We start from the raw sequence: 13202 nt of genomic DNA on the forward strand, positions 1-13202 counted from the left end.
AAGCTGAAACAAGTCACAAAGCAAAAGACATACAATGCATCAGAATCAACACAAAGGTTGGTCAACAAAGTATCTAAACTTGGTTCATCACGCTATTGAGTTCTCAAACAACCTACGCACACAACAAGCAACACCACATCAACAGTGGCAGCCACATTGCGACGGATTACGAGTGTAAAGCAACCGTGAATCAAAAGCAAATTCCCGGTAAACAACCCGTTGCACTCGCACACAACAAAAGACTGTTTTTACAGCTAAAGTGATTAGCCAGACACGCTCATCAAAGGCTTGCTGCAAGCTACTCACTCACAGCGCCGTGTCGCGCTGACTCGAATAAATGTACACACACCCCAACACAAACACAAACACAAAGGTCAGAGGTGAAAATTAGGAGTTTCTGCCCCGAACTTTAAGGGCTAACTTCAGGCTTCTGCACGGATCCCCAGATTGTCCCTCATGGTCTCGTTCGCAGTATCGAAGCGTGCGAGTTTAGCGCGCAATCCCACCAGTACGATTCCCAGCAAAATGACCGCTGCAGTTAGGAAGATTCCTGCGTATCCGATTAGACCTTGCACCGTCCTAACGTTGTTCGATGCGCCTGCCAAGATCCCGCCCAGCGCACCGGAAATCATCAACCACGCCAGAATGACTGCGATCCACTTTTTCCAGCCGTTAAGGCGATTGTTTATCCAGAAGCTGATTATCGCGATCACAGGGAAGAATGCGACTATTCCTCCAGTTGCCAAGACCGCCAACACAATGAGCTGCCCTGATAACTGTGGGTCGAAATCCGCCACATCAGGAAATAGTGCGTCAAGTAAGAAGAACTCCGCGACGCCTAGAAGTAGCGCTAGTGCAATCGCCGAAAGCCCCTTTATCATCGCGCCTATTGCCTGTGCATACCAATCTCGCCGCTCCCCCGAGAGCACCAACCAGTTGTTAAGGCTTAAGCCCATCGTTTCACCCATCAAGCAAGCGAAAATTAGAACCATCAAGAACGCCGGATACATCCACATTGCTCCGCCTGTCGTGAGGCCGCTAGCGAACCAGCCGACTACTCCGCTGGTTGTGGTTACGAAAACGGCGAGCGCCGACCATGCCATAGTGCGCTCGATACGCCAGGTGACAAGGTAAGCCAGCGCCGAAGGAGCGTTTCCGGCCTTTTCTTGTCGACGCCACCTCGAATCCGCGCTGAACACTCCAGCCACAAAGCCTAATGCCCCACCACCGGCACGCTTAGTCGTGTCACGATCTGCACCTTCATTGACGCTTGAATCTGGGCTAGCTTGAGCCTTTTCTTTGTCGTTGATGACGTCACTGTTTTCCCCTGCACGTGCTATACCTCCGATAATGCAGGCGAGATTCACTGCCACGTACGTCGCCAAAAAGTAGGCAAAGATGGGGCCGGGTTGAGCAGCCAGAGCCAAAAGTAAGCAGCCCAGCGCGAGAGTCCCGCCGCCTACCAATGCAGTGATGGGCATGAGAATACTAAAGTTACGGCGAATATCTGACGTGCCGAATCCCAGAGCTCGAAGTTGAGCTTTGTTCCAGACCACTTTAAGCGGCTGAATTCCCATACAAAGCCCACACAGCACAGCCAAACCGATCGAGAGCCAGTCGATGTCTTGTCTAATTAACGTCAAGTAGAGCAACGGCATAAGGAAACCGAAGCCAAGAACTAAGCTCCCGGCGCCAGCACGCAGCTGCCGCATAGCAAGCTTCCAATGAGTCCCCCACGGAAGAGGTGGATGGGCATTCTGCATCGCTGAGGCTATCTTTGAGGATCCGACTGTCGATGTCGGGGAAGACATTGGCATTAGAACTCCCTTCCGGTGAGCGCCAACACAGCCTGTTCTAGATCCGCGCTAGCTACGCGCACACCACTGCCCTCGATGCGGGCAGCGAGGGCTTGGACATTGTCACTTTCCAGTCCGTGAGTGTCGAGCACCACGCGTCGCAGCCCGGAGGATGTGGCGTCACTAAGCACGGAACCAGCAGCCTCAAGCTCCCCGAGCGTGGCCTCGACGGCCGTGGCGGAACCAGAGAGAATCGCGATGCGCTCGGTGATGGATTCGAGGGTGCCGACGCCGGTGATACGTCCCTTGTCGAGAAGGACGACGGAATCAAGGATGCGGGCTGCGTCGTCTACGTGGTGGGTAGAGAGGATGAAAGTTCGCGGGTTCCGTTCAACGTCTTGCAGAAGGTGCTTGTAGAACAGCTCGCGATTCTGCACATCAAGGCCCAGGTAAGGCTCGTCGAGGAGGGTGATGGGACACTGTGCCGCCAGGCCAATGACGATCGAAACCAAGGATTTTTGGCCGCGCGACATCTGGGCTAGAGGCTTGCGAGTATCAATGTCGAAGTCTTCGCAGAGCTGGCTGGCAAAGTGCGTGTCCCAGGTTTCCCAACGTGTGGCGACGACTTTAAGCAGTTGCTTGACCTTGATGTCCGCTGGCCACGGCACATCGGGGCCGGCGAGGATCAGGCGATTCAGTACCGAACTATTGTCGTAGACCGGCTGGCCGCCGATGAGGATCTCTCCTTCTACTCTTAGCTGACCGGCGATGGCACGCAATAGGGTGGTCTTGCCCGCGCCGTTCCGTCCGATCAAGCCATAGACGCGGCCTCCTGCGAGGTGAGAGGTTGCGCCATCGAGAGCGCGGGTGGTTCCGAGCTTGCGACGGACGTCCCGCAGCTCGATATCGAGAGCGGAGGCAGGGGTTCTGCCGATGGATTGAGAGCCGTTCATTCGTACAGTCCTCTACTTTCTGCGACTTTGTCCATGAGGGTTTTGAGTTGCGTGCGATTCATGCCCAATTTGGCGGCTTCATCCACGAGGGGAACCAGATAGCTGGCTGCGAAAGCCTCCTTGCGCAAAGCCAGAATTGTCTCGCGAGCGCCGTGTTCCACGAACATGCCGACACCGCGACGCTTAGATAAAACGCCCTGATCGACGAGCAGTGACAACCCTTTTCTGGCGGTGGCGGGGTTGATGCTGTGAAACTCTGCGAGTTCGTTTGTCGAGGGGGCGCGTTCACCTTCAGGAAGTGACCCATCCACAATCGCATCCGCAATGAGGTCTGCGACCTGCTGGAAAAGCGGTGTTGATGATTCGTCCACGGGGCACCTTCTTCAATGAGCGTCTAAACAAGTCCCCAGCTTTCACTGAGAGAAAACACCTTTGGTTAGCTGGTTGGTTACTTGTGTAACTAACCATACCACAGAGTTTTCAGGCATGCTGGAGAGAAAGAACAAACTACTAACGAAACGAAAAGAGCAATGAACAATGTTGGAAAGAACACAGGTCTATGTCGACACGTCTTACCTGCTTGCAAGCTTTTATAACTCCTGGGATACAGGCGCTCGCGCGCAGTTAGAAATCGACCTTCCGGAGGTCGTCTCCGTACTTGGACAGATGATCCAAGACCAACTGAAACAGCCCATTCACCGGCAGTTTTGGTACGACGGCATCCCCGACTCCGGACCACACCGCTACCAACGTTCCCTCCGCAGCGAACCGGGCGTGCAACTGCGCGCTGGCCAGCTCATTGAATGGGGCGACCGTCGCACACAAAAAGCAGTCGACACGCGGCTTGTGGCGGATCTCGTTATCGCTGCGATGAAGCGTCAGGTATCGGATATCGTGCTTGTTTCTGGCGACGCCGACATGTTGCCCGGCGTCGAAGAGGCAGTCGCCGCAGGCATCCGTGTGCACCTCTATGGCTTCGGTTGGGATTCCATGTCCTCCGCACTGCGATTCGCCTGCGATACAACGACGATCTTGGATCCCCGCGAGGACTTCCGGGACACGATGCGCCTGCAAATCTTGGAAGGCCCACTGCCCGCCGGCGAGCAACCAGAGCAGCCCGAAGAAAAACCATTGGGCGATGCAGAAGCACCAGCGGACTCCAGCCCCTGCGTGCTTACCTCCGCAGACGTTCCCGGCAACAGCGCCAGCGCAGGCGACGGTACTAACGCAAAGGACGACACGCGCGATAACGAAGAGGAAGGTGCCAGCGACACCCCCAGCGCGGAAAACCCCACTGAGGAGACCGGGAACAAACCTGGAGAGGAAGGCACAGACCAACCTCCCGCACAACAGATTCCGGCGCCCGTGCGCAGTGGCCCCGCCGCCACTTCGCGTGGCGCCACCACCCACTCAACGTCTGCTCCTTCGCCGACTCCTACTCCGAACTCCATGCCGGAGCGAACCCCAGAACCAGAGCGGGACAGTTCAACTGATAAGGCGGAGAAGCCGGAGGCGGTGGCGTCACCAGAAAAGACAGCGGACGAAGCACCGAAGCCAAAGCCGCGCCCGAACCCCGGCATGATGGCGCGACACCGCAAACTGCGTAGCCGCTACGTTCCCCTACCGAATGAGGTGTGGGCAACGGCGGGCGAACAAAGTCCCTCGGATATCGGCCAGCAGTACGCCGTGTGGTGGTTTGACAACGTGGCCAACGAGGAGCAGCGCGACAATGCCCACCTGCTTTCTGGCGGTGGCTTGCCCCCGGAAATCGATCGGCCGCTATTGCAATTCGCCTGCGAGACGCTCCACGAATACACGCTTTCCGAAGCTCAGCGCGTAGGCCTGCGCGACGGATTCCACTCCGGCATTAGGGCAATCATGCTGCGCTAAAACGGTGGGGCAACAGGGATTGTCCGGGGTGTGTGTAAAAATGAAACAATGAGCTCAAGTTCTGTTCCGCGGGCCGACCGGACAGTACCGTTTACCAAGGACGCACTGTCGGCGCGCCAAACTCTCTTACGCTTGGCCATCACCGGCATGCTTGCTTTCGCTGGAGCCACCGTGGGGTGGTTCATCATGGCGAAGACGAACTTCCCTGCGTTTACAAGCAGTTTTGTACTGCGGGGCCTTACGACGGCCGCAATTGTCATCGTGGTCGTACTAACCGGCCTGGCCTGCTATTGGTGGACTTATCCAACAAAGTGGATGGTCGGCAAGCGCGCCAATAAGGAGGCATCTCGCGGCACGGATCGTCCTGAGCTACGCCCCTGGGCCTCTATAGTGTTGCAGCTGGTGATGTACCTCGCCCCTGCTGTTCTTGTACTGGCAGCTTTGGGAATCCCGCTAGCAGCAACGCAGCTTTACCTCGGTGGCATCAGCGTGGACCAAGCGTTTCGTACGCAGTTCCTTACACGCATGACGGACCACCTGGGCTGGGAGGACATGGCATACCTGGATCAGCCCTCGTTCTATCCGGGACTGTGGTTCTTTAGCGGCGGACTTTTCGCCCGCACGTTCGGCCTCGCCGGCTGGGTCGCGATGCAACCCTGGGCACTGATCACTATGGCCATGTCGGCCAGTATGTTGGTGCCAGTGTGGCAGCGCATCTGTGGATCCTTGCCGATCGCTGCCGCATTGGCACTGGTCACTGTCACGGTGACGCTAACCGTGGGTGGCGATGAACCCTACGCCGCGATCGTGGCAATGGGCATGGCACCGGCGTTTATTATCGCCCGGCGCGCACTACACGGCGGTCGCTTCGCATTGGTTGGATCCATCCTGTACCTCGGGCTATCGGCCAACCTCTACACGCTGTACACCGCCATTTCCGCGTTGACGGTAATAGTGGTGGCCGTGGCCGGTGCCGTCACCGCTCGCGCACTAAAGCCACTTATCAGACTGGTGATGATCGGTATGGGTTCCATGGCTATTGCGCTATTGGGATGGGCGCCATACCTTTGGGCACTTCTTACCCAACCCCATGGGCCTACGGGCACCGCACAGCACTACCTGCCGGAAGTTGCTACACAGGTGCCGACTCCCTTCTTCGAATCCGCCGTCATCGGCATTCTTTCGCTTATCGCGCTGATGTGGTTCGTACTCCGCCGTAAAGACGGTGATGTTCGCGCCCTGACTTACGGGCTCATCGTGTGCTACGCATGGGTTGTGTTGTCACTGCTTGTGACGGTATTCGGCACCACGCTTCTGGGATTCCGCGTGGCAGTCCCCATCAGCATCATCCTTGCTGTGGCCGGCGTGCTTGCCATCGCGGATATGCGACTGGTGTACATGCCGCAGATGCTGTCACCAGAGTTCCGGAAGGCCGGGGGCACAGTTTCGATAAGCCGCGTGTTGGTCATCGTGATGGCCATCTGTGGCATTCACTACGCCACGCAGATTCCTACCGCCCACGAAAGCTATATCGACACGGCCTATACAGATACCGACGGGGACGGAAAGCGCGGCGACAAGCTCCCAGGCGACTCCGCCGTGTACTACCAAAAGGTGGATCAAGTTCTTTCCGAAGAGCTCGGTGGCCGGGCGGATAAGGTGCTACTCACAGACGAGAAGAGCTTCATGGCCTACTACCCCTACCACGGTTACCAGGCCTTTACCGCGCACTACGCCAACCCAATGGGAGAATTCGCCCGCCGTAACGAGGAGATCGAACGCTGGGCGAAAATCACCAAACCCAAGGACTTGCTGGCAGCTATGGACGAGGCAGAAAAGGCTCATGGCTGGAAGGCGCCAGATGCACTATTGGTACGGGGACAGCTGGACCTTGCTGACAACAAGGAAAAGGAGACTAACAAGGCGGAGGCTAAGAACGAGGCAATTGATGCCGATCGGGTCAACCGTCCGCTTCCAAAGGTGAAGGGGGCCGGAAATGGCACATTCACCTATTTGGTAGCGGATGACCTTTATCCCAACCAGCCGAATGTACGTTTCCGCCCCATCGAATTCGAAGCAAGTGCGTTTGCTCGGGGCTGGAATCTGCACCAGGTGGGGCCGTTCGTCATCGCCGTACGCCAGCGTTAAACGCCTCGCTCAGACACTGAGATGTGGGCGTCGAACCGCAGACCACTTCCTGAGGGGCGCCACAGAACATCATTTTCGTAACATTAATTGACTGAAGTCCCAGAAATCAGGCCGTTTGAGTTCTACGTTCGCTCCTTTGTGTCCTACAATTACCTGTTGTGTCTAAAGTTCAGCAGCCAACAGGGAAACTAAAGTTAGCGTCCATCGTCTCGGGCCTCATCGGCTTATTGATGTTCCTTTCTTTGCCTTTCCTGCCTGTAAACCAGGTGCAGTCCTCTTTTAACTGGCCTCAGGACGAAGAACTCACATCTGTCCAGGCGCCACTGATCTCCTATGTCCCCCAAGACGTAGACATCACGGTGCCCATCAAGCAGATCCGAGATCTGGACAATGGAGCGACAAACATCCTGTCGACCCTGCCACCAGAGTCCACGGAAGCTACACTGCGTGGCCTTTTCGTTCGCTCCACAGACGACAGCCTTGACGTCGTCGTGCGAAACATCGTGCCACTAACCATCAATAAGGATGCCCTGAAGCAGCTGCCGGATGACGCCAAGCTGCACATCACCTCGGACTACGAGACCACCCACGCCTGGGTTCCGGACGCGGAAAAAACCCTGGACTACCCGCTCGATTCCACCATCAATGACGATGTCCGCCCGGCTTTGACTGGTATCTACACGGACATCAAGAACACCGAGAAGAACTCGCAGGACACAATCGGCGCTGATTTCCAGGCACGCGTCACCGTCGATTCGCGCTTTACGTCCTCCCCCTCGGTCATCAAATATCTGGCCATCTTCGTAGGCATCGTCGCCACCGCGATTTCGCTGTACTGCCTATACCGCATCGACATCCTAGATAAGCGCACTACCTCCCGCCGCTTGTTCCACCGCAACTGGTGGAAGCCTCGCCCGCTGGACGGCGTAGTGGGGTTCATCCTGCTGGCCTGGTACTTTGTTGGCGCCAATACCTCGGACGACGGCTACCTGCTGACTATGGCCAAGGTATCCGGCGAATCCGGCTACATGGCCAACTACTACCGCTGGTTCGGCGTGCCGGAGTCTCCTTTCGGCTCCCCGTTCTATGACCTACTTGCACTGATGACGCACGTCAGCAGCGCCTCCATTTGGATGCGCCTGCCTTCGCTTATCGCAGGAATCGTCACGTGGCTCATACTTTCCCGCGAGGTCATGCCGCGCCTTGGCACCAAAATCAACCAGCGCAAGGTCGCCCATTGGACCATGGCCGCCACTTTCCTGCTGTTCTGGATGACATTCAACAACGGCACGCGACCCGAGCCAATCATCGCCGTACTGTCCTTGCTAGCCTGGGTCTCCTTTGAGCGCGCCATTGCCACACACCGCCTGCTGCCCGCCGCAGTCGGCACGATCATCGCCACTCTGGCTCTGGGCGCCGGCCCGACAGGCCTTATGGCTGTATCGGCGCTGCTGGCTTCCCTGGGTGCCTTGATCCGCATCCTCACTCGCCGCCTTCCGCTGCTGGGCGCTGAAAAGGGCGCCCCCAAGAAGACGGTTTTCGTGGCCATTCTGGCGCAGGTCGCACCTTTCTTGGCCGCGGGCACTGCCATCCTCACAGCCGTTTTCGCTGACCAGACTCTTCGCACCGTCGCCGAAGCCATCAAGCTTCGCGGCGAAATCGGTCCATCTATGCACTGGTACGACGAGTTCCGTCGCTACGAGGCGCTCATGGAACAGACCGTCGACGGCAGCTTCCCGCGTCGCTTCACCATGGTCATGCTGTTCTTCTGCATCGGCATTGTCGTGGCTGCCATGCTGCGCAACGGACGCATCGCCGGCGCGGCGAAAAGCCCGTCCACTCGCCTACTGCTGGTCACCCTGGGCACCCTGTTCTTTATGACGTTCACGCCTACCAAGTGGACCCACCACTTCGGCGTGTTCGCCGGTATCGGCGCAGCGCTTACCGCATTGGCCGCGGTGGCCGCATCGCGCTTCGCCCTAGAAACGAGGCGCAACCAGATCCTGTTCTTGGGTTCTACCCTGATGCTGTTCGCCTTCACGCTCGCCGGCCCCAACGGCTGGTGGTACCTCTCCTCGTACGGCGTACCGTGGTGGGACAAGCCCGTACAGATCGCCGGAATCACCATCAGCAGCATGGTGCTCGCTATTTCCGTGGTCGTCCTCATCTGGGGTGCCGTCGTTGGCTTTCTTGTCGACGCCAAGCAGGCGCGCGCTACCAATGCATCCGAAGTCGCGAACATCGAACGAGCTGAGATTAAAAAGGTCAACCGCTTCCGCGGCCTCACGGCCGCTCCGATCGCCGTTCTAACGACCATCACTGTGTTGTTTACTCTGGCCTCCTTGGCAAAGGGAATGGTCAGCCAATGGCCCGCCTATTCCGTTGGCAAGGGCAACGTGATGGCCCTCGCAGGCAAGAGCTGTAATCAGGCCGCCGATGTTCTGGTGGAGACCAACACCAATGAGTCTTTCCTGGAACCCGCCGACGGCACGTCGCTGAAGGACTCCCTATCCAGCGGTGGTGGGCACGGTTTCAAGCCGAACAACATCCCCGCGAAGATTGACTCCAAGTCCAGCGGGGACTCCCAGTCGACCGTTGGTTCGGCCGACCAGTTCAAGAAGGAGAGCTCGGACTCTGCGGATTCCAACACGTCCTCTGATAGCGACGACTCGCAGGCTTCGGCGTCCCAAGATAAGGCAACTAAGAAGTCCAAGGACGAAGAGAGCAGCAGCAACAACGGCAACGATGCCTCCGGCACCACCGGTGGCCTGCACGCCGACAAGGGCGTGAACGGCTCGTATGCTGTACTGCCGTTCGGAATCGACCCGAACAAGGTGCCGGTTGTGGGCTCGTACACCGAGGGTCTGCAGGTCCCAGCGAACACCACAACCAGCTGGTACAGCCTGCCGAAGGATCGCGATGGCAAGCCTCTGCTGGTGTTCAGCGTGGCCGGTCAGGTCGGACACTTCGACATGGATGGCATCTATAAGTACGGCCAGGAGATCAAGGTCGAGTTTGGTAAGTCCGGCGGATCCAAGAATGCCGATGACTTCGAGAAGGTCGGCGAGTACATTCCGCTGGATCCCGGCTACGCACCGGAGTGGCGCAACCTGCGCATCCCGATGGATCAGGTGCCGCAGGATGCGGATTCTGTGCGGATCGTCGCCAATGATCCGAACTTGACGCCCGCACAGTGGATCGCCATCACGCCGCCACGAGTGCCGGAGATGGAGTCTCTGAACGACTATGTCGGATCGGAGGCGCCGACACTGCTGGACTGGACCATTGCGTTCCAATTCCCCTGCCAGAAGCCATACGATCACTGGGCGGGCGTGGCAGAGCCAGCCAAGTTCCGTATTTCCCCTGACCACGACGTGCGCAGCAATCACACGCCAGTGATGGACTACGCCGGTGGTGGATCCTACGGTCTGGTGCAGATGACCTCGCAGGCCGAGGAAGTGCCGACCTACTTGCAGGACGATTGGCAGCGCGACTGGGGCGTGCTGGATAAGCTGACGGCGTTCCCGAACGCGAACGGTGACGCACCGAAGCCCGTAAAGCTCGATACCCAGACGGAAAAGCGCTCCGGGCTCTGGTACAACGGCCCGATGAAGTTCTCGGACTAGAGTCCCGTGGGGGGACGGGCTCCCGAGCCCGGGGGGTTTGCAGTACTGAAGTAGCCAAGAACTCCGAGCGGGCTGAGCGCAGTACTGAGGTAGCCAAGAACCCCGAGCGGGCTGAGCGCAGTACTGGGCGCAGACAGCACCGCCACCCAGCACTTACGCGCACAGCCACGCACCTGGCACCGAACGCACGCAGACACAAGGAAGTGCGCATAAGAAAAGCGCCGCCCTGAGCGAGGGCGGCGCTTTTCGATGCTAACAGCGTGGGAGCTCTGCTACTCCCCTAGTTGGCTGCAGGTGCAGCCGGGGCTGGCGCAGCGGGCGGAACCGCTGCTGCAGGTGCAGCCGGAGCTGCAGCTGCCTCAGCCGGAGCGGGTCCGTCGAGCTGGGCGGACTTAGCGGCGTCAGCAAGATCGGCAAAGGCGTTTGCATCAGGAGCAACCTCGCCGTTCTCCAGCTTGGCGCTCCAGTCAGAAATGCCACCGAACTTCTGCAGCAGATCCAGAACCTGACCGATATTCACGGTGCCACCCTGGGCGCCCGCGCCCGGCGCTACGCCCTGAACCAGCTTCAGGATTGCGTCAACAGGCAGCTTCTTGCCACCGGTATTGAACTCCTTCAGAGCACCGGACAGTGCGGTGTAGGCAGTCAGTACTTCCTGAGCAGTCTTCATAGAACCGGATACTTGTGCGCCCTGGCCCTGGCCACCGGCGGAACCGGCTACCTGCGCGGGATCCATGCCTTGGATCTGTGCTGCACCCTGGGTCAGCAGCGTCTCCGCCGGTACACGACCGCCGATAACGCCCAGCAGCTGCATCATAAAGTCCGAGGCCAGCGGGACGTTCACACCAGTTGCGTGCTCAATCTGGTTAGCAACTGCTGCCTCGCCATCCACGGCAGGGCGCAGAGCATCCATAGCCTGGGAGGCCTGGCCTGCAGCGGAATCTGCGGGCATACCAGAGGCCAAAGCATTCAAGGCGGCGTCATCGCCGTAGTACTTATTTAGATCCACCTGGGTCTGTACACCGTTAACGTTGCCGGAGCCGGAGTACTGCCAGAAGGTCACGTGATCCCAACCGCCTGGGATGTTTTCGGGCAGGGAATCACGGTAGTAAGCCAGCCACAGCGGGTACTCGGAGAACTCAGTGGTGTTCGCCATCCGCTGGATCCAGAAGCTGTAGTAGGTGTAGATGATCGGATCGCGGCCGGTCAGGGTCTTGATCTCGTCGATCCATTCACGAACCCAGTTCTGCAGCTCAGTTGGGTTCAAACCACCATTTTCTTCCAGGTCCAATACTGGCGGCAGGGAAGGCTGCACACCAGTTGCCAGCACGGCAGCGTAGTGGCGGGCCTCACCACGCGGGTCACGGTTACCCGGACGAGCGTAGTGGTAGCTTCCCGGCACGAGGCCGGCCTGCTGCGCCTTTGCGGAGTCGGTAGTGAAGGCCGGGTTAGTGTATCCCGTGCCCTCGGTGGCCTTAACGAAGACGAAGGACTGGCCGGACTGCTTCACAGCGGTCCAGTCGATAGCTGCGCCACCGGGGTGCTGGTGAGAGGCGACATCAATGCCGTTCAGAGCCCATGACGGGACGGGAACGACATCGGTGGCGACGAGTGCTGCCACCGTCAAAGCGGAGCCAGCGAGTGCCGTTGCGGTGAGGCGTTGAGGTACGGACGTGCGCGTGGAGCGGCGCCAAGGCAGTGAAATCATGAATCACACCATACCCAAAAGCCACAACTTTCACACCGTCCCCACGGGTAACATGGAGAACACTCTTCACCGCACGGAAGCTCTAGCTACAAAACCCCTGCTCAAACTCATATGTGATTTTAATCACACTCGCTGGTATATCGTCACAGCTGGGCAAACACCCCGCTTCTTCCACTGGTTATACTCCCTGCTGGTCCACACGATGAGCCATGCCACCAACGCAGCGAGAAGCACCCACACCAGCGCCATCCACACCAACTGGAACCCCGCGGATTCATCCATCCAGCGAACATTCCACGCGAAGTGCGTCAAGAACCCTAGGCCACCCCACAGCACAATCGCCCCCAGCCGCCACAATGCGGAACGCTGCTTTCCCGCCTTTGCGCCGACGTACATTGCCAGGCCAATCCCGTATCCGACCAACGCGCTGAACATCATGTGCTTTGCAGGACCCGCTACCAGCCGCAGTAAATACATTGATATCGCACCCTGCTGGTCAGAGACAGGATTCATCACGGCCAACATCATGGCGTACATCATGTTCTCAAACACTTCAAAGCCCAAACCGACCAGCAGCCCAGCGACAATGCCATGCCATGGCCGGTTCCACCAGGTGCGCCCCATCCACAGCAACAGCCAAATGCCCAGCCCCTTCGCAATCTCCTCCGGATAGGCACCTGCGAAGCTAGCGGTCACGGAATGCCACCCCAGCTTGTCCACGGTATTAACCACGGGCGGCTGAATCACCGCTGCCGCCAGCACAACCGAAGCCGCTCCGCCCCACAGCAGCGCCAGTACCGTTAATCGCTTCGGCGTGCCTTTAAATATAGGCAGCGCCCAAACACACAACAGCGCCAACGCCAGATGCACCATGCCCATCACAAACACCACACCCAGCGTGGGGCTCACCCTAGAAGGATTATTTCCAATCAGCAGGAACAGTGAGATCCCCAAGCATGGAATCAGAATCAGCCAATACAAGACCATCCAGGCGTCGCGAAACAATCCCAGCTTTGGACGTTGATGTGGCGCATGTTTGAGGTGAAACTCCAGCGGCACCTCGAACACACGGTAATTTCGC

Annotated in this window: 8 protein-coding genes; 3 read left to right on the forward strand and 5 right to left on the reverse strand. The window is 58.3% G+C overall.

Annotated features, from left to right (window positions below; translation table 11 throughout):
• Positions 1-422 precede the first annotated feature (422 nt).
• Genes AC05K6_RS10000 through AC05K6_RS10010 form a run of 3 tightly spaced genes read right to left on the reverse strand, consistent with a single transcriptional unit; the run spans position 423 to position 3120 of the window.
• The gene (locus tag AC05K6_RS10000) at positions 423-1763 is read right to left on the reverse strand and encodes an ABC transporter permease (RefSeq protein WP_476728454.1); all 1341 of its coding nucleotides are present in this window, start codon (positions 1761-1763) and stop codon (positions 423-425) included.
• A 53-nt stretch (positions 1764-1816) separates the two neighbouring features.
• Positions 1817-2749, reverse strand: a complete 933-nt coding sequence (locus AC05K6_RS10005) for an ATP-binding cassette domain-containing protein (RefSeq protein ID WP_476728455.1) — start codon at positions 2747-2749, stop codon at positions 1817-1819.
• Positions 2746-3120, reverse strand: coding sequence for a GntR family transcriptional regulator (locus AC05K6_RS10010; protein WP_476728456.1), 375 nt, complete (start codon positions 3118-3120; stop codon positions 2746-2748). Before AC05K6_RS10010 ends, AC05K6_RS10005 begins: the two co-directional genes overlap by 4 nt.
• A 166-nt stretch (positions 3121-3286) precedes the next feature.
• Between AC05K6_RS10010 and AC05K6_RS10015 the strand changes: the two genes are divergently transcribed.
• From AC05K6_RS10015 to AC05K6_RS10025, 3 genes are all read left to right on the forward strand, one after another.
• Positions 3287-4639 (forward strand): NYN domain-containing protein, encoded by a 1353-nt coding sequence (locus AC05K6_RS10015; protein ID WP_476728457.1) that lies wholly within the window; start codon positions 3287-3289, stop codon positions 4637-4639.
• A gap of 48 nt (positions 4640-4687) precedes the next feature.
• A complete protein-coding gene (locus AC05K6_RS10020; protein ID WP_476728458.1) occupies positions 4688-6787 on the forward strand; it encodes a galactan 5-O-arabinofuranosyltransferase in 2100 nt (699 codons plus the stop codon).
• 158 nt (positions 6788-6945) lie between these two features.
• Positions 6946-10413 (forward strand): arabinosyltransferase domain-containing protein, encoded by a 3468-nt coding sequence (locus tag AC05K6_RS10025; protein ID WP_476728459.1) that lies wholly within the window; start codon positions 6946-6948, stop codon positions 10411-10413.
• A 280-nt stretch (positions 10414-10693) separates the two neighbouring features.
• Here AC05K6_RS10025 and AC05K6_RS10030 read toward each other — a convergent pair whose 3' ends face one another.
• A complete protein-coding gene (locus AC05K6_RS10030; protein ID WP_293791672.1) occupies positions 10694-12121 on the reverse strand; it encodes a glycoside hydrolase family 25 protein in 1428 nt (475 codons plus the stop codon).
• Positions 12122-12244: 123 nt separating this feature from the next.
• Positions 12245-13030 carry a PrsW family intramembrane metalloprotease gene (locus tag AC05K6_RS10035; RefSeq protein ID WP_293791674.1) on the reverse strand — a complete coding sequence of 262 codons (786 nt, stop codon included), beginning with the start codon at positions 13028-13030 and terminating at the stop codon, positions 12245-12247.
• Positions 13031-13202: the final 172 nt, after the last annotated feature.

Source organism: Corynebacterium sp. TUM25020, from assembly GCF_056388495.1.

Excerpts from the sequence above, each read along its gene's own strand:
- AC05K6_RS10000 (WP_476728454.1), bottom strand. The coding sequence starts at position 1,763 with ATGCAGAATGCCCATCCACCTCTTCCGTGGGGGACTCATTGGAAGCTT.
- AC05K6_RS10005 (WP_476728455.1), bottom strand. The coding sequence starts at position 2,749 with ATGAACGGCTCTCAATCCATCGGCAGAACCCCTGCCTCCGCTCTCGAT.
- AC05K6_RS10015 (WP_476728457.1), top strand. The coding sequence starts at position 3,287 with ATGTTGGAAAGAACACAGGTCTATGTCGACACGTCTTACCTGCTTGCA.
- AC05K6_RS10020 (WP_476728458.1), top strand. The coding sequence starts at position 4,688 with ATGAGCTCAAGTTCTGTTCCGCGGGCCGACCGGACAGTACCGTTTACC.
- AC05K6_RS10030 (WP_293791672.1), bottom strand. The coding sequence starts at position 12,121 with ATGATTTCACTGCCTTGGCGCCGCTCCACGCGCACGTCCGTACCTCAA.